The sequence below is a fragment of the Halobacteriovorax sp. RT-2-4 genome (assembly GCF_047085445.1).
Taxonomy (GTDB): Bacteria; Bdellovibrionota; Bacteriovoracia; order Bacteriovoracales; family Bacteriovoracaceae; genus Halobacteriovorax_A.
Map to the genome: position 1 here is coordinate 1,567,343 of NZ_JBKIXY010000001.1, position 17,756 is coordinate 1,585,098.

General features: G+C 36.4%; 14 protein-coding genes. 7 read left to right on the forward strand and 7 right to left on the reverse strand.

Features of this window, described 5'->3' with window-relative positions; genetic code table 11:
• The 3 genes from ACMAYL_RS07400 to ACMAYL_RS07410 are packed head-to-tail and all read left to right on the forward strand — an operon-like array spanning position 1 to position 3,547.
• Positions 1-1,002 carry an ArsA family ATPase gene (locus ACMAYL_RS07400; RefSeq protein WP_392990715.1) on the forward strand — a complete coding sequence of 334 codons (1,002 nt, stop codon included), beginning with the start codon at positions 1-3 and terminating at the stop codon, positions 1,000-1,002.
• Positions 999-2,381 carry a pyridoxal-phosphate dependent enzyme gene (locus tag ACMAYL_RS07405; RefSeq protein ID WP_103218862.1) on the forward strand — a complete coding sequence of 461 codons (1,383 nt, stop codon included), beginning with the start codon at positions 999-1,001 and terminating at the stop codon, positions 2,379-2,381. Before ACMAYL_RS07400 ends, ACMAYL_RS07405 begins: the two co-directional genes overlap by 4 nt.
• Positions 2,381-3,547, forward strand: coding sequence for a trans-sulfuration enzyme family protein (locus ACMAYL_RS07410; RefSeq protein ID WP_412470934.1), 1,167 nt, complete (start codon positions 2,381-2,383; stop codon positions 3,545-3,547). Before ACMAYL_RS07405 ends, ACMAYL_RS07410 begins: the two co-directional genes overlap by 1 nt.
• Here ACMAYL_RS07410 and ACMAYL_RS07415 read toward each other — a convergent pair.
• Together ACMAYL_RS07415 and ACMAYL_RS07420 are read right to left on the reverse strand one after the other, a co-directional pair.
• On the reverse strand, positions 3,544-4,206 hold the full coding sequence (locus ACMAYL_RS07415) for a hypothetical protein (protein ID WP_412469967.1): 663 nt from the start codon (positions 4,204-4,206) through the stop codon (positions 3,544-3,546). The two genes, ACMAYL_RS07410 and ACMAYL_RS07415, sit on opposite strands and share 4 nt — an antisense overlap.
• The gene (locus ACMAYL_RS07420; RefSeq protein ID WP_103218859.1) at positions 4,187-5,257 is read right to left on the reverse strand and encodes a hypothetical protein; all 1,071 of its coding nucleotides are present in this window, start codon (positions 5,255-5,257) and stop codon (positions 4,187-4,189) included. The genes ACMAYL_RS07415 and ACMAYL_RS07420 overlap by 20 nt, the downstream gene beginning before the upstream one ends.
• 185 nt (positions 5,258-5,442) lie before the next feature.
• On the opposite strand from ACMAYL_RS07420, the gene ACMAYL_RS07425 reads away from it, so the two are divergent.
• Positions 5,443-6,255 (forward strand): HD-GYP domain-containing protein, encoded by an 813-nt coding sequence (locus tag ACMAYL_RS07425; protein ID WP_412463023.1) that lies wholly within the window; start codon positions 5,443-5,445, stop codon positions 6,253-6,255.
• Here ACMAYL_RS07425 and ACMAYL_RS07430 read toward each other — a convergent pair.
• The 4 genes from ACMAYL_RS07430 to ACMAYL_RS07445 form a co-directional block, all read right to left on the reverse strand.
• A complete protein-coding gene (locus tag ACMAYL_RS07430; protein WP_412470935.1) occupies positions 6,252-7,772 on the reverse strand; it encodes a hypothetical protein in 1,521 nt (506 codons plus the stop codon). The genes ACMAYL_RS07425 and ACMAYL_RS07430 overlap by 4 nt on opposite strands.
• Before the next feature lie 93 nt (positions 7,773-7,865).
• Positions 7,866-8,756, reverse strand: coding sequence for a hypothetical protein (locus ACMAYL_RS07435; RefSeq protein WP_412470936.1), 891 nt, complete (start codon positions 8,754-8,756; stop codon positions 7,866-7,868).
• Complete coding sequence (locus ACMAYL_RS07440) at positions 8,753-9,580, reverse strand: DUF455 family protein (protein ID WP_103218856.1); 828 nt, start codon at positions 9,578-9,580, stop codon at positions 8,753-8,755. The genes ACMAYL_RS07435 and ACMAYL_RS07440 overlap by 4 nt, the downstream gene beginning before the upstream one ends.
• A gap of 6 nt (positions 9,581-9,586) precedes the next feature.
• Positions 9,587-12,253: a helicase-related protein gene (locus ACMAYL_RS07445; RefSeq protein ID WP_103218855.1), complete on the reverse strand. Its 2,667-nt coding sequence runs from the start codon at positions 12,251-12,253 to the stop codon at positions 9,587-9,589.
• A gap of 111 nt (positions 12,254-12,364) precedes the next feature.
• Between ACMAYL_RS07445 and ACMAYL_RS07450 the strand changes: the two genes are divergently transcribed.
• The 3 genes from ACMAYL_RS07450 to ACMAYL_RS07460 are packed head-to-tail and all read left to right on the forward strand — an operon-like array spanning position 12,365 to position 15,679.
• Positions 12,365-13,351 carry an NAD(P)H-dependent flavin oxidoreductase gene (locus tag ACMAYL_RS07450; protein WP_412469970.1) on the forward strand — a complete coding sequence of 329 codons (987 nt, stop codon included), beginning with the start codon at positions 12,365-12,367 and terminating at the stop codon, positions 13,349-13,351.
• Between the two features lie 2 nt (positions 13,352-13,353).
• Entirely contained in the window at positions 13,354-14,601 is a 1,248-nt protein-coding gene (locus ACMAYL_RS07455) for an MFS transporter (RefSeq protein ID WP_412470937.1), read from the forward strand.
• 22 nt (positions 14,602-14,623) lie between these two features.
• Positions 14,624-15,679, forward strand: a complete 1,056-nt coding sequence (locus tag ACMAYL_RS07460) for a saccharopine dehydrogenase (RefSeq protein ID WP_103218853.1) — start codon at positions 14,624-14,626, stop codon at positions 15,677-15,679.
• A gap of 29 nt (positions 15,680-15,708) precedes the next feature.
• Here the strand turns inward: ACMAYL_RS07460 and ACMAYL_RS07465 are convergent, their stop codons facing one another.
• Positions 15,709-17,742 carry a M3 family metallopeptidase gene (locus ACMAYL_RS07465; RefSeq protein ID WP_412469973.1) on the reverse strand — a complete coding sequence of 678 codons (2,034 nt, stop codon included), beginning with the start codon at positions 17,740-17,742 and terminating at the stop codon, positions 15,709-15,711.
• Positions 17,743-17,756: the final 14 nt, after the last annotated feature.

The window sequence follows — 17,756 nt, forward strand, 5'->3', positions numbered from 1 at the left end:
GTGAAGGACTTTAAGAAAATTGAGATTTTTTGTGGAACAGGAGGAGTTGGAAAAACAACGATTTCTGCATCCCGCGCTTTTTCTTTAGCGGCAATGAATAAGAAAGTTCTACTTATTACTATTGATCCAGCTAAACGCTTAAGACAACTCCTCAATCTCAAAGATCAGTCTGAGATAGTTGAGTTCAAAAACGAAGAAATCTCTTTCGACGTTCTTCTTCTTGACTGCAAATCTTCATTTGAAAAGATCTTAGGAGCAAAGGTTGATAATAAGATTTTAGAAAACTTAACGAGTTCACGCGGTGGACTTAATGAGATTCTTGCAGTCCTTGAAATTCAGTCTCAAATTAATCGCAATATCTATGATGCGATCGTAGTGGATACAGCACCAGGAAAGAACTTTTTAGACTTCCTTAATTCCTCAAAGAAGATCAATCGCTTCTTTAATAAGACATTTGCGGAAGCATTTAATTATATTACAAATCAAAATAAACCAGGGCGTTTTTTCAACCGCATTATCTCAACGGGGATTGAAAAGTTCCTTAGTTACCTTGAAAGTGTAACTGGACAAGGATTTATCAACGACTTCCTTGAGGCGATCTCAATTCTCTACGGTAATCGAGAGAAGTTTATCGATGGATTAAGTGTAGAAAAAACATTAAATGATCCTGCTCACTCGAGGTGGTATTTAGTAACTTCAGCAGAGCACATGAAAGAGGTCGAAACGAAGCAAATCTTTGACTCAATTCAAGCTCAAATGAACACCGAACGTTACCTCATTATCAATAAATCATGGTATAACAATCTCGCATCGTGGCAGCCTAAAACGACACAGATGCAAGAATTTAAAGAAACAATAATTAAACAAGAAGAAATAAAAACTTCCATTTCGAAGAAGTCCAATATCGAAACTCTTACGTTTCCAGATCTTGTGACTTTTGACCCGATAGAGCAACTAAGGGCCCTACAGGACAACTGGAAGAAAACGGAGAAAGAAGTATGATGAAAGGTGCTAAGGCAAACGTTGTTGAAGCAATTGGTAATACACCAATCGTAAAATTAAATAGTATTGGTAAAGATACAAATTGTGAATTCTACGTGAAGTTAGAATATATGAACCCGGGTGGGTCAACAAAAGATCGTATCGGTGCTTATATGCTTGATCGTGCAGTTGAAGAAGGTGTTCTAAAGCCAGGTGGAACAATTATTGAAGGAACATCTGGAAATACAGGTGTTGGACTTGCAATGTGGGCAGCAGTTCACGGTTACAAATGTATCTTCGTTCTAGCTGACAAACAATCAAAAGAGAAAATTGATAACCTAAGAGCTTTCGGTGCAAAAGTTGTTGTATGTCCAACAAATGTTGAGCCTGAAGATCCTCGTTCTTACTACTCTGTTTCTAAAAAACTTTCAGAAACAATTCCAAACTCATTTTATGTAAATCAATACGATAACCTACATAACAGAAATACTCACTATACATGGACTGCTCCAGAAATGTATGAGCAAACTCAAGGTGATTTTGATGTATTCATGGCAGCTGTAGGTACAGGTGGAACAATTTCTGGTTGTGGACGCTACTTCAAAGAGAAAATGGATAAAGTAGAAATCATTGGTGTTGACTGTGTTGGTTCAATTATCGCGGGTTACCACAAGACTGGTGAAATGGGTCAAGCACACTCATATGTTCTTGAGGGTGTTGGTGAAGACTTTATTCCTGAAAACTATGACTTTGACTTAATTGATGACTTTGAAGTTATTAACGATAAAGAATCATTTCTTATGACAAGAAGACTTCTTAAAGAAGAAGGAATTTATGCTGGTGGTTCAGCTGGTGCCGTAATTGAAGGTGCTTTAAAGTATGCAGCAAAACAAACTGAACCAAAGAAAATCCTTATCCTACTACACGATTCAGGAAACCGTTATGCTTCAAAAATCTATAATGATGATTGGATGAGTGATGGTGGTTACCTTGATTCTTCTTTTAACGTTCAAATTTCAGAAGTACTTAACACTCTTGGAAAGAATGGAAATATCATCACTGTTGAAGACACAACAACAATTGGTGAAGCAATTACACTTATGGAAGAAAAGAATATTTCTCAGCTTCCTGTAGTTAATAAAGGTGGAGATATTCTAGGTCTTTGTACAGAGAAGAACCTAATTAAGCCTGTTATCATGGGCGAGTTCCAAAAAGACGACAATATCTCTCTTGCAATCTCTAATAACTACCGCGTAGTTGATTGTAACGAACTTCTTGAAACTGTAGCAGATGCACTTTTAAAGAAAGAAGTTGCTATCATTACTAAGAATGGAAAAGTTTCAGATGTACTTTCTGAAATCGACGTTCTTCAGTATATGTCTGAGAAAGGCTCAAAGTAATGAAAAAGGCCAAGCTTAAACAAGCGGCCAAAGCCTCGGTGTGTATTCACGCCGGGGCATATCCTGATAAAGAAACAGGTGCGGTTATTCCACCTATTTATCAAACTACGACCTATGCTCAATCTAGTCCTGGTGAGCACCAAGGTTACGAATACTCAAGATGTCACAATCCAACACGAACAAGACTTGAAGAAGCTCTAGCTGCACTTGAAAATTCAAAGTATGCATTGGCCACGTCAAGTGGGGTCTCAATAGAGATGCTTATTATGCATACGCTACCAGCAGGCTCGACAATTTTATGTGGAGATGATGTATATGGTGGCACTTACCGTCTCTTTACAACAGTCTTTAACTCAATTCACAATTTTATCTTTGTCGACACAACTGATGTGAATAAAGTTGAAGCTGCACTAAAAGAACACAAACCAAAGCTCTTGTGGGTAGAAACACCAACAAATCCACTCTTAAAAATATCCGATATTAAAAAAGTATCTGGGCTAGCTAAAAAGCATAAGGCCATAACAGTTGTCGATAATACTTTTATGAGTCCTTATTTTCAAAACCCTCTTGATTTAGGTGCTGATATTGTTATGCATTCAGTAACTAAATATATAAATGGCCACTCTGACGTTGTCGGAGGTGCTTGTATGCTTAACAATAAGAAACTCTATGAGAAATTGTGGACACTACAGAAATCACTAGGGCCAACACAATCCCCTTTTGACTCATGGCTAGTTCTTCGCGGTATAAAAACTCTTGCTATAAGAATGGAAGCTCATGCAAAGAATGCGATGAAAATTGCTAAGTATCTTGAGGGCCATCCTAAAGTCGAAAAGGTCATGTACCCAGGACTTAAGTCTCACCCACAACACTCAATTGCAAAGAAGCAAATGTCAGGCTTTGGCGGAATGATTACATTCTTTTTAAAAGGTGATATCAAGCAGTCGAAGAGATTTTTACAAAAAGTTAAAATGTTTTCACTAGCAGAAAGCCTTGGTGGAGTTGAAAGCCTTATTGAACATCCAGCTATTATGACTCATGCTTCTGTTCCAAAAAATGTTCGTGAAAGTATTGGTCTGACAGATAACCTGATTAGATTATCTGTCGGTATAGAAGATGCTAACGATCTTATTGCAGATTTAGAAACAGCATTTAAATCAGTTTAAAAAGTTCCTGGGCCAGCGCTTTCATCAATTTGAAAGTCACCAGATGATTCAATTGTAGATTGCTCTTGGCCATTATCTTCTTTAACTTCAGTTTTTTCTACTACAGGTTTAAACTCTGCTCTTTTTCTTTTTAAATCTTCTGGAATTCTAGCAATTGGCTTTCTAATCATTATGTAGTCATAGTTTCCATTGCGACTAAATACTGTATTAGCATTTAAGTATTCTTCTACTAGAAGTTTTGCACAGAAAACACGTCCATGATCATCATTAAGACTATTTTTTGCACCAGAAGCAAAGATGAGACCGTCATCTTCAATTATTTTTTTAATTGTCTTATATTCGTCACAGAATTCGTTTGAAGTTGCATGACACTCACCTTCTTTACGAAAGACATCTACTGAATTTGAAGTCGACTTAACGTGAATTGGATCGCGACAAATATCAATAAGCCAATTACGATTCATATACTTATATTGATTATGGGCAATCTCAATTTCGCACTCTTTCTTACTAATAGTTATAGTCTTATTCAAAAGACCAAATGGTGCTGATTTGTGTTTTACAGAAACATCAAATGAAGACTGAAAGCAGTCAGTTCCAGTAAAGGCAATTGCCTGAGCTGTGATAAAGAAAACGATACTAGATTTTAGAAATTGCATTTTTATCTACCTCTACCATTAGGATGGTTTGATCATTTGGTAAAAAATCATCTTCATTATATCCCTTTTTACTTTGAAATGTTAATTCACTAATTAACTCAACTGGAGATGACCAGTTTTTCTTAATAAAAGAAATATACTCTTCGCCATTAACAATATGGTCGTTATTCTTGAAATATCCAGGCGATAGTAAAAGAACTCCCTTCCCCTTTTCTAATTGAACACTCTGCTTCTTAACTTCATATGAGTTTGGAAAGCTATATTCATTTGATGAAATTAGAATATCATTTTGAGAAAGAATCTCATGGGCACCAATATTAATACTCTCGAGAGTAAGATCAGCTAGTGTTAATTTAGCGACTAGAATAGATGCCTCTCCGAACTCCGAGAAATCCTCAGTACGCTCTTCAAGTTGGCCAAGAATCTTATCCATTGTAAGGCTGCCTTCAGCTTTCCATCCTTCAATCATCGTTAAGAAACTCCCAATGAGCATATATGATGTAGCATGCAGGGAGATAATCCAAACATCTCCACCTACTTTAAAAAAATCGAAGAATTCACCACCATTAGATGTTCCCGCACAAAAACGTGACGTAATCCCAACTCCTCGAATCTTTTCACTTCTAAAAGGGGCCATATTCTTATGCATTTCTCTAATGCTTTCAACTTGTCCAACAAGTCCTTCCATGACGCTATTCATTTTATAAAGCAGCTTTTTTTGAAGCTCCATTGCTTTTAGGCCTTCAATTGCATTCTTCATATTTAGTAAGTTCTCTTCAACTGATTTATCAGCAAAGAAAACACCTAGACACATTTCATTTTCAAGAATTGATTTATCAATCTGATCTCCATCATGAAAAACAATGATAAAGTACTCATCATTAGCAATATCATTTTGTGATTTTGTAAAGGCCACTTGACTTGCAGCTGATTCGTTATTTTCTTCTGAAACATCTTGATTAAAATCTGAAAGCTCTAGCAATTTTAGTAGATTATTGAGCTTATCTACGGCAATTTTGTCGATATTAGACTCGACGATACGAATACGCATAACTCTTCCTAAGTATTTAAAATTAAATAGTGATGACACGATTTTTTGGCATCTTGAAAATCCATTTTAACATATTAAGCGACCAATATCATATAAATGAGCCGATTAAATTAAAGATTCCTTAAGAATGACCCGAAGAATTATTAGAATATGGGTATAACCCGACTGTAACACTAGGTCTTATAATGAAGAAGAGTAAAATCGTAAATTTGGGAGAGAGACGTAAGAAAGCAAGTACTCGTAAAAGTACTGCGACAAAGAAGTCTCAATCCGCAGTCATCTCTGAAAAAACCGTTGTTAATGCAAGGGGTACAACTGATGATCCTACAAAAAGGCTAGAAGCTGAGAATAAAGCACTTAAGCTTGAGCAAAAGAAGATTTGCGAAATGGCCGCGAGAACAATTCTTCATGCACTAGATTGCAAAGACCACTACACTTACGGACACAGTACACGTGTTGCTTATTTTAGTTTAACACTTGGAAAAGAAATCGGACTTAATGAAGACGAATTATATGACTTAGAACTTTCTGCACTTTTCCACGACATTGGAAAAATTGGTGTACCAGATGAGGTTTTAAATAAGCCTTCAAGACTTACTGAAGACGAATTTCTTCAGATGAAAAGTCATCCAGAAAAATCATTTGAAATCCTCCAAGGATTTACTCATTTTGAAAAAGTCGCTACATTTGCAAAATATCACCATGAAAGATGGGATGGACGAGGATACCCTGAAGGACTTAAGGGTGAAGATATTCCATTATTCTCTAGAATTATTCTAATTGCAGATACTTTCGATGCAATGACTTCAACGCGTGTTTATCGTAAGGGACTAGACTACGAAGTTGCTTATGCTGAGCTTGAAGAATTCTCTGGATCACAATTTGACCCAGAGTTAGCACGAGCATTTGTAAGAGCGATGAAAAAAGAAGAAGCGAAACAAGAAAAAACGTTCACGCTTACAATCATCGACGGCCTCTTTAAGAAAGACGCCGCCTAATTACAATTTGGCGTTTCAGCAACAGTATTAATATAATACATCTGTAAAGTTCTACAGTCGTACTCTGATGCTAAAACCTTTGAGGTTGCACATTCGTTAGGTTTCCCTTCTTGTAGTGCCCATTTCATATTAGCTTCACACTTAAGATAGGCTTTGCGATCAACACATGCCCAGTGTTTTCCTTTACAATTATATACTAGACCTTGGCCAAACTCTGTATACTTAGGAGGCTCAACATACTCTAGTCTTTCAACAACCTCTTTCTTTTCCTCTTCCAACTTATCAACAATTTTATCAAGTTGATTATCAAGAGAATCTGACTTCACATCATCTTCATCTTTTTCTCCAAAGCTACCTGTAGTATCGACCTGCGTTTGAGGAACGACAATGGGCTCAGGATTAACTTCAGTATTCTTCTCTCCCACATCTAATACTGTCTCTTCAACTTTTTCCTCAACTTGAGGTTCCGTTATTGTTTCAACTGGTGCTACTGCAGGTTCTTCAACTTGCGGCTCAGGCTGTACCTGTGGCACTGGCTCTGGTTGAGGCGCTGGTTCAGGTTGAGTCTCTGGTTGAGTCTCTGGTTGAACAGAAGGCTGAGTTTCAGCTTGTTGTGATTGAGCATTTTGAGTCTCTTGTACTTGTTGAGACTGTTCCGTCGTTTGCTCTTGAGCCTTCTTTGGCTTCTTCTTACGAGGCTTTTTCTGTCTCTTTACTGGTGGGACTTCCGGAACTTCATTGTCACTCTCATCTGTTAAAACAAATTGATCTATGGCAAGGAGAACAACTGCAACAATTAAGACAAGCTTAATTAACTTACTCTTATCAGAGTCCTTTTTCTTATTTTCATCTTCATCATCTTCATCTTCGTCTTCATCTTCATCATCTTCGTCATCTTCGTCGGCATCATCTTCTTCACCGTTATCTTTTTTTGAAGACTTTTTCTTAAGCATTTTAGCCAGGAATGGAAGTTGCTTTTCTAAAAACGACTTTTCTTCTTCATCGTCTTCATCTTCATCTTCATCTTCATCTTCGTCATAACGATCTTCTTCCTCATCTTCTTCCTCATCTTCATCAGAAGATTTTTTCTTAAAGAGCTTTGCTATTGACGGAAAGTTTTTGGATAGAAATGATTCCTCGTCGTCTTCATCTTCATCTTCATCATCATCTTCATCATCATCATCTTCATCTTCATCATCATCATCTTCATCTTCATCATCATCTTCGTCGTCATCTTCATCTTCTTCATCCTCATGAACATTTTGAGGCTCAGACATAACGACTTCATCATCTGATCCAGAATCATACTCATCTTCTTCTAATTCAGTATCGGCTAACTCTTTTGCGCCAGGAATTTTAACATCTGTTGATGTTGCATCATCAAAATCCGAATCATCCTCATCCTCATCTTCATCAGATTCGAATTCATCTTCTTCAAATTCTTCAAGTAGCTCTTCGTCTTCCTCCGACTTTTTAAGCTTACCTTTCATCTTGTCAAAAAATCCCTTCTTGGCCACAAGTACTCCTAATCTAAACCAAAGAACTCTTCCATTTTACTGTATAATTGAAGATCTACGAAGGAATATTATCTATTTAGCATTCTTGCCCAACTACTTAAGTCGGTTATAGTAGCAAATATTTTTTACGAATGAAGGAGAAAGGATAAGTGAATCTTTATTCAAATACTGTTTATCACCAAAATGAAGAGTTCCCTCTCCAAGTATTTTAGTAATATTGAATATAACTTCACCCATCGTGCGACGATAATTTAATTCAACAAGGGGGCAAAGTTTTAACGTCCCCTCTTCATCTTCATAAATCATATTGTCGAATTGTATCTTAGAAATCTCTGAATTTGGTAAATTAGACTGAATTAAGTCTATCGTTGAATTTAGGTTGAACTTAACATCTAAATCAGAAAGAGATATTAAACGTCCACCTTTAAATTGACCTTTTGAATTCGTAAAATTTTCTACGATGTAATACTCTCTAGTTTTTAGATTATAGGTAACGCCAAAAGTTTTTTTTACATTAACATATTTAGACAATACACCAGGATAACTTACACGCGAAAGATCTTCTTTATTCTGGATTAACCTATTACCTATCCCTGAAAATGTTTGATCCGGCCGATAAAATTTAATCTCATTTAAAACCACATCATCTTTTGAATTAATGATCATATCCTCAAGAGGCCTATGCCAACTGGCAAGCCAACATTTTGAATTTAGAGTTTTTGCTAAATCAAAGTTAGTAAGATCTCCCCACCAATTTTGGTACTCTTTAAGATCATTCGTTATTTCCGATTTAATAAATCCTAGTTTCGATAAATGACTGAGATATTCAGCAGTATAGGCCAATTTTGTACATAATATATTTTTACAGGAATCATTAACGAGAAAAAAAATATATTCTAATTCACTTAGGTATTTATCATTTTTTAGATTAGGATTATTGGCAGCGAGAGCAGCATCAAAGTCGAGATTAACACGATATTTCACTTCCATTCCTTGCGGTTAGTTACAATGAATTCGTCTTTAAAATTTTCAATACGAGAAATGAAGTCATTATCCATTCCTGTTCTCACACGCCCTTCTCTATCAAAGATCATTCCTTTAGCTCGGGCTGGAGATAAAAGATCAGGAAGAGACTGGACGTAAAACTCCCAAAGATTACTTTGATCACGCCATTTGTTTAGCCAATGAACTCCAAAACCAACATGTGAAATCTCATCCTCGTAAACTACATTAAGAATAGCTGCTGATTTCTTATCATCAACACCTTGAAAAATATCTCGATAAAACTTAGCAAAGTCTAAATTGGCCGCTTCAAATGTCAGGGCCATTACCGCAAAGTATTCTTCAAAGCTTGTAATCTTTTGCATCTGTCGCCAAAAGAAGTCATTTACAGGTAGATCGCCAAAGTCGATACCAAAGTCATTCATTCTCTTGCGATAGAGATTGAAATGTTTAATTTCGTCATCAATTGTTTGAAGTAAGCCTGAAGCAATTCTTTTATATTGAGATTTATCTTCGATAGGGATGTACATGAGTGCTGTCGCCATCATTTCAATGGCCAATAGTTCATGATTAGCAAAGAAGTGCAGCGCCATGGCCTTCTTTTCATCCAAGTGAAAGCTTCCTCTTTTTGGAAACTTAATCTGCTCAGCAGAAAATGAAATCTTCCCCTCTCTAGATGGATGAAGATCTTTTATACCATCTTTAGTTTTAAAATAATTGAGATCCGTAACAACATCAGAAGTTGTTAACTTATCTTCAAGAAATGGAGATTCCAGCAATAACTTTGCGTATTCGTAAGTATTCATTAAACTCTAACGTTTAGGACTAGTATTTTTTCTCTTACGACTTACATTTCTTTTTCGACTCTGTCCAGGACGCCCATTTCCTTTGAAATTTCTTCCTGTAGACCCCTTAGAAGCTCCTTGCTTACTGCCAGGTTTACCTTTGAATCGCCCACCACCTGGTTTGCGACGGTTAGTCTTGCGTTTCTCAAAGCATTCTTCACAAATTGGAAAGCGTGAGTCTTCAGGTAACTTAACACTACAAGAAGAACATCTAGCAATAATCTTTTGTGAAAGAAGTTCATTTAGTTGGTCGATTGCAAGTTGCTTATTATTAAGAAGTTCAACTTCTGAATAAACGAAGTTCTTATTGTTGAAGTGCCTTGATAACCATTGATAAAGCTCAACACACTTGATTGATGTCTCTAGATAATCAATATCATTAGAGCCATATTCAATTGGCTCACATGGAATTCCTTCCATATTAACGTACTTATGAAGAATCCAGTTGTAGAATTGAACATGATCCATTAACCCAAGGTTTACTGGAGCACAAGCAAATCCGAAGATTTCAGCATCCGTAAGTATTCCATTCGAATCAGCGTCTTCTACCATTTCAGCAAGCTCAATCATCTCCTTCATATCTACGCAGTAGAAAGGAGCCTGGAAAGTCATCGTGTTAAACAGACGAAGAAATTCCGAAAGCTTAAGCTTTGGTAAGTTATTATCGATTAGGGCCTTATTAACCTGATTAAAGATATCAAGGTCAGGTCCAACCATACACTGATCACTTTGTTCAAGAGTCGCACTCAAGGCTTCATTGATTGACTCAATTCCATCTTCTACTTTTCTCAGACAAGTAACTGTTCCGCGTGGGAACCTTTGAAAACGTCCTGCTCGTCCACCAATTTGTTTAATCTCACTAATCGAAATATCATGTTGGTGACCATCAAAGAACTTAGAAAGTGTTGAGAACACTACCCTTTTAATTGGAAGGTTCATTCCCATTGCAATTGCATCAGTTGACACGATTACATCAGTTTCACCTTGATCAAACTTACGTGCTTGTTCACGACGAACTTCTGGAGAAAGCCTTCCATAAACAATCGAAACTTTATAACCTAAGCGTTCAAGATCTCTTTTATGTCTTAGAGCATTCTTTCTAGAAAATACAATAAGAGCGTCATTTTTTTGCATATCAGCTAAAACAATTGGATGTCTTTCTACTGATAACTCAGTCATACGAGTATATTCATTAATGATTAGTTCATCACCACATAGATCAACAATCACTTTAACAAGATCAAGTGCTGAAGCATCACCACAAAGGTGTACCTCATCGGCCATAATATTAACAAGTGCTCTTGTCCATGCCCAACCACGTGAAGGATCAGTGATCATTTGAATTTCATCAATTACACAACAATCGAAAACCTCTTGTAATCGTGCCATTTCAATTGTCGAAGAGTAATGTGTCGCACCCTCTCTCTCAATAACCTCTTCACCAGTAAGAAGTGTTGTTACAGCACCTTTTGCATTAAGTGTATCGTAAAGTTCTGCAGCTAGAAGTCTAAGAGGTGCTAGATAGCAACCTTTAGGAACTGTCGATAGCTTTTCAATTGCGTGATAAGTTTTCCCCGAGTTAGTCGGCCCCATATGATAGACAATCTTTCTCTTCATCTGTCTTGCTGAAGAGTGAACCCAGAATTCCCCAAGATACTCTTGAAGAATTGTCGAAGAAACGTCTTTCTTTTTTAAAATGATAATTGATTTAACAAATTTCTTAAATTCTCGTTCTAGATATCTTTCATTTCTCCAGTAGTGAGTTGAAAGAGAGCGATAAAATTTATCATATTCCGCATTAGTAATAAGATCAGTACTAAGCTCATTGGCTTCAAGGTATTGATCGAATAGCATGCTTACATTTCGACGATGTAATGAAGCGAGCTCTGACGGATAAGCAAATTCCGATTTAAAGTATTGTTTAACCTGATTCTCTAAACGATTTAGAGAAGATCTTTTTATTGTATTTCTTAGTTTATAGAAATTCTTATCTAGTGTTTTTTGTAGATTAAAGACTAGATCTGAAACAACATGGATTCCATTATCAATCTCTTCTTTAATTTGTTCTTTAGTTGATTCAATCAACTCAACACAGCTTTCATAAACTGAGTCTCGTAATAGTGCTCTAAAATCATTAACACATTTAATACACTGACACTTAAGCTCACTGATTTTGTGTTTTGTTAAATCAATATCTGAGCGAATGAAAGTTTGCGTTGCCTCGTGATGATTTAATACTTTCTGTCCCCACTCATAAAATGTCTTTTCATGAAGTGAAAGAATATTTTGCGAGAGTCCACCATCTTGACCAAAGAAGATTGCTTCATTCTCAGGAATCATACAGTCGTCAATAAAAATAAGATCGAGGATATTATCTTGCTTGATTAATAAATTAAAATTAGTGAAGTCTTTGTTAAAGAAATAAACTAAAGATGGATTCTCATCAAAAATAGTCCATAATTTTGTTAACGTTGACTCTAAAAAGCCAAGAACGACGAGTGCATCTTCACTGGCCCTTACATAACTATCGTCATCGGAAAAATTATTGACCTTAATAATTGTTTTACGTTCTGTTTCTATGTTTTCTCGAATTGCTGAGAAGTCAGGTAGCTTATTTATTTCTTGTGAGCTCATTCTCTAAGAGTACGTTGAGGGAAGAAATTGTGCAAGTAATCTTAGGTGTTAAATACAAAAAAATGCATTATAATTGAGCTATAAAAATATATACAGAAAAATGGATTGCATATGATGAAAACATGGCTAACAGAAACTTTTAATATCAAATACCCAATTATTATGGCCCCAATGTTCCTTGTAACTAGTATCGATATGCTGGTTGAGGCTTCTAAGGCAGGTATTATGGGTTGTATCCCTGCTCTTAACTGGCGTACTCCAGAAGAGTTTGAAGAAGGACTAAAAGAATTAAAAGAAAGATGTGAAGGTCCTTTTGGAATCAATATCATTGTAAATCAGTCAAACATCCATATGCACAAGCAAATTGAGCTTTGCGCGAAGTATGCTCCAGACTTCATTATCACATCACTTGGAAATCCAAAAGAAGTTATCGAAAAGTGTCGTCCACAAGGAACTAAGATAATTTGTGATGTCGTTGATCTTAAATATGCACAAAAAGTTCAAGACCAAGGAGCTGATGCAGTAATTGCAGTAAACTCTGGTGCCGGGGGACACGCGGGACCAACACCAGCAAGTATTCTCGTTCCACTACTTAAAAAGAACTTAAATATACCAGTTATTTCAGCTGGAGGTATTGCAACAGGATCGGGCCTCTTTAGTATTATGGCCCTAGGATGCGAAGGTGTTTCAATCGGTTCTCCATTCATTGCGACGAAAGAATCAATCGTATCTGATGCTTATAAAGAAGCAGTCGTTCAATATGGTGCTAAAGATATTGTCATGTCGAATAAAATTTCAGGGACGCCTTGTACAGTTATCAACACTCCTTACGTGCAAAAGATTGGAACTGAACAAAATGTTATTGAAAAGGCCATGAGCAAAAATAAGAAGCTTAAAAAGTATGCGAAAATGCTTACTGGTTACAAAGGAATGAAAGCTGTTGAGAATGCAGCTTTTGGTGCCACATACAAAACAGTTTGGGTTGCCGGACCTTCAATTGAGTTCATTACAAAGATTGAAACTGTTAAAGAAATTGTTGATCGAATTGTTTCTGAATTTGAAACATCTGTTGACGAATTTTTAGCTAAAAGATCCTAATTATGTTCAAGCTTCCTAAGGTTTTACGCTATCAAAATTTTAGAAGGCTTTATATTGCAGGACTAACATCCGAGCTAGGCTCGTTTGTGTCAGAGACTGCACTAATGCTTTTAGTATTTGAATTATCAAATCATAACAAAAGTTATCTTGGTGCAGCTCGAGCAGTATTTCTCTTCTTTTTAACAATCGGAAATTTAATTGGTGGTGTTATTGGAGAAAAATACAATCGAAAGAATGTTCTCCTTTTCACAAATTACATTAGAATTCCAATAATTTTTACGATCATCTTCGCTAAGACTCCAGAAGTTGTCATCCTTTGCGATGGCCTCATTGCTCTCTTCACTGGAATGTATAATCCAACAAGACAAGCTATGGTTAACGACATTGTCCCTCAAAAAGACATGAATCGAGCGAATGCCCTATTCGGTTCTGCCTTTGCAGTACTTCACATGATTGGTCCATTTCTTGGTGCCACTATGTTTACGGCCTTTGGCGGAATCAAGGAAGTTATTGCTCTAGATTTCCTAACATATATTGTTGGTATTTATTTTATTATGAGCCTTACCTACAACCCTCCAAGACAGGAAGGAAATAGTGAAAACTTTCTCTCTGAAATAAAAAATGGAATTAGATATGCCAGAACGCAAAAGGAACTTTTTGCTGTCATTTCAAATGTCATCATCGAAGGACTTGTTCTTGGATTTATGTTTCCACTTATACTACCTTACCTAACGGAAACACTTGGAGCTACGAAGCAAGACTATGGGATAGGGCTTGCTCTCTTTGGTCTAGGTGGTCTATTTGGGGGATGGGCAAGCTCGACTATTCTTAAAGAGAAACCAGTTGGTAAAATTATTATTGCGGCCCTATACATTGAACCACTTCTCATGGCGCTTTGGTTATATGCTGCTTCATATACAGCAACACTGGTAATTTTCTTTGTTTGGGGATTTGTTGTCTTTGTACGTATTACAAATCAACTAAATTATGTTTCATTAAAAGTAGAAACAAAATATCTTGCAAGAATTTTTGCCTTACTAGATTTAGGCTTTGTTGTTCCGAATATTTTAGGAGGGATTATCCTAACATTTATTGGAAATCAATTTGCAACTGAAGAGATTTTAATCGTCGTTTGTATCGCTTTCTGTGCTCTCATTTTTCCTCGAATGCTATTTTCTGATATGAAAGCACTATTTAACTTAAATAACGAAACTGTCGATAGGGATACATCAATACAAGATCAAATCTAATTTAAAGACAAGGTTATATAGTATGACAACAATATGGTTAAGAGATGAGGATAAAGCATTTGAAAAAAGAACTCCTCTAACACCAGAAAATGCAAAGAAGCTGATCGATGCCGGCTATAAAGTTATCGTTGAGAAATCACAGGATAGAATCTTTCCAATAGAAGAATATGAAAAGCTAGGTTGTGAAATTAAAGAAAGTCACGCATGGATAACAGATGCTCCAATAAGCGATGACGTCTTTATTCTAGGTTTAAAAGAATTGAAAGAAACGGATGAGTTTCCCCTAAAGCACAATCATATCTACTTTGCCCATATTTATAAAGGTCAGCATGGAGCTGAGCAAGTTTTTGATCGCTACAGTAAAGGCGGTGGAACATTATTTGATCTTGAATTCTTGCTTAATGAAGACAATAGACGTGTTGCGGCCTTCGGTTACTGGGCCGGATATGTAGGAGCAGCACTTAGTGTTGAAAACTTTTTTTCAGACTCACCTGCACCCTTAAAACACTATTCCTCTAAAGAAGAGTGGCTTAAAATTATTAACAATAAAAGACAGGGTAAGCGCAACCCTTGTACTTTTATTATTGGCGCCCAAGGGCGTTGTGGAAGCGGAGCAAGAGAGCTACTTTCAGATCTTGAACTAGAGTCAATTAATTGGGACGTAGAAGAAACTAAAGTTGGTGGACCATTTGATGAAATCATTAACGCTGATATTTTCATCAACACAGTTCTTATGACAAAGAAGATTGCTCCTTTTCTTGATAAAGCGATTATGGAGAGGAATGAGAAGCTTTCACTTATTTGTGATGTTAGTTGTGATCCAAATAGTGATCTAAATCCAATCCCAGTTTATAATGTCCATACAACTTGGGATAAACCACTTCACCGTATAGAAAGTTCTATTGATCACGAGTGTAATATTATTGCAATAGATAACCTTCCTTCGGCCTTACCTAAAGAGAGTTCAATTGATTATTCAGATCAATTGATTCCTCACCTCTTAGAGCTTAAGAATGCGAAGGATTACTATACTTGGTATCATGCTAAAGAAATTTTCGAAAATAAAAAAGGCTCCTAAAAAGGAGCCTTTGCTTTATTCGTTAAGGGCTAGATAAGACCACCACGTCTAAGTAGTGCATCAACCTCTGGCTCACGTCCACGGAATCTCTTATAAAGATCCATTGGGTGCTCTGAACCACCTTTTTCAAGGATATTTTCTCTAAAGCGATCAGCAATCGTTGTGTTAAAGATCCCTTCTTCAAGGAATAATTCAAACGCATCTGCATCAAGAACTTCTGCCCATTTGTACGAGTAGTAACCTGCAGAATATCCACCAGCAAAGATGTGCCCAAATGATGTTGAAGTCATCACACCTGGTACTCTTGGAAGAAGATCAACATCTTGAGTTGCAAGTTTTTCAAATTCCTCAACACTTGTAATCGTTGATGGATCACCTGAGTGCCATGCCATATCAAGTAGTCCAAGACTTAATTGACGAACAGTGTGACGTCCTTCTCCAAAGTTTGAACTATCTTTTAGTTTTTGTACTAATTCTGCTGGAATTAACTCTCCAGTTTCATAGTGCTTAGCAAATAGATCAAGACATTCTTTTTCAAATGCCCAGTTTTCCATAATTTGAGATGGAAGCTCAACGAAGTCCCAGAATACGTTTGGACCAGAAAGCATACGGTACTGACACTTAGTTAGAATACCGTGAAGTGCGTGACCAAATTCGTGGAATAGAGTTGTTACTTCATTAAATGTTAGAAGTGATGGCTTCGTTGTTGTTGGCTTTGTAAAGTTACATACGTTTGCAATATGTGGACGTACATCTTCTCCATTTTGAACATATTGTTCTCTAAAGGCTGTCATCCATGCTCCACCACGCTTTGAAGCACGTGGGAAGTAGTCACCATAAAATAGAGAAATGAAGTTTCCATCACGATCAGTGATTTCATAAGTCATTACATCTTGGTGATACTTTGGAATATTAGAAACTTCTTTAAAGTTAAGTCCATAAAGTTTTGTTGCAACTTCAAAAACACCATTTAAAACATTTTCTAATTTAAAGTATGGCTTAAGCATTTCATCATCAATACTATATCTTTCTTTCTTAAGCTTCTCGTAATAGTACATATAGTCCCAAGAAGCGAAATCTTCGATACCATCTTGTTCTTTTGCATAAGCTTTAATTTCATCCATATGCTCAATCGCTGCAGGCATTGCTTTATCTTTAAGCTGATTTAGAAGATCAAAAACGTTTTGTGCACTCATGGCCATACGTTCTTCAAGAATATAATCGGCGTGGCTTTTATATCCAAGAATTCCAGCTCTTTCATAACGAAGCTGTGCAATTCTTTTTACATTTTCTTGGTTATCAAGCTCGTCACCCTTGGCACATTTTGTACCAGAAGCGATTGTCATTTTCTTACGTAGCTCACGATTTTCTGAGTAAGTAATGAAGGGACCAAAGCTTGGGTAATCAAGAGTAAATACCCATTTACCCTCATGACCTTTTTCAGTTGCTGTCATCGCAGCAGCTTCAATAAGTCCTTCAGGAAGACCAGCAAGATCTTCTTTATTATCAAGTACCATTTCAAACTTATTAGTTTCTTTTAAAAGGTTATCTGAGAACTCAAGTCCTAGTTTTGAAAGTTCTTCATCGATCTTTCTAACTTTGTTCTTATCTTCTTCACTTAATAAAGCACCGTTTCTAACGAAGCCCTTATAAATCTTTGAAAGAAGTGTCATTTGCTCAGCATTTAAGTCTTCATTTTCTTTGTTATCGAAAACAACTTTTACTTTTGCGAATAGATCAGCGTCAAGATTAACGTCATTTCCGTGAGCTGTTAAAAGAGGAGAGAATTCTTTTGCAATTTCATTCATCTCATCATCTGTGTTTGCAGACTTTAGGTTAAAGAAGATCATTGAAATATCTTCAATTGCACTCCCTGAATTTGCATACGGCTCAATGATATTTGCAAATGTAAGTTCTCCATCAAAGCTTTTAATCGCTTCGATTTCTTCTTTGTGCATTTTAATTGCTTCGCGAATTGCCGGCATGTAATGCTCATTCTTGATTGTATCAAATGGTCTTGCACCATGTGGATTTGTGAATTTTTCTAATAATGGATTAGACATATAAACTCCTAAAT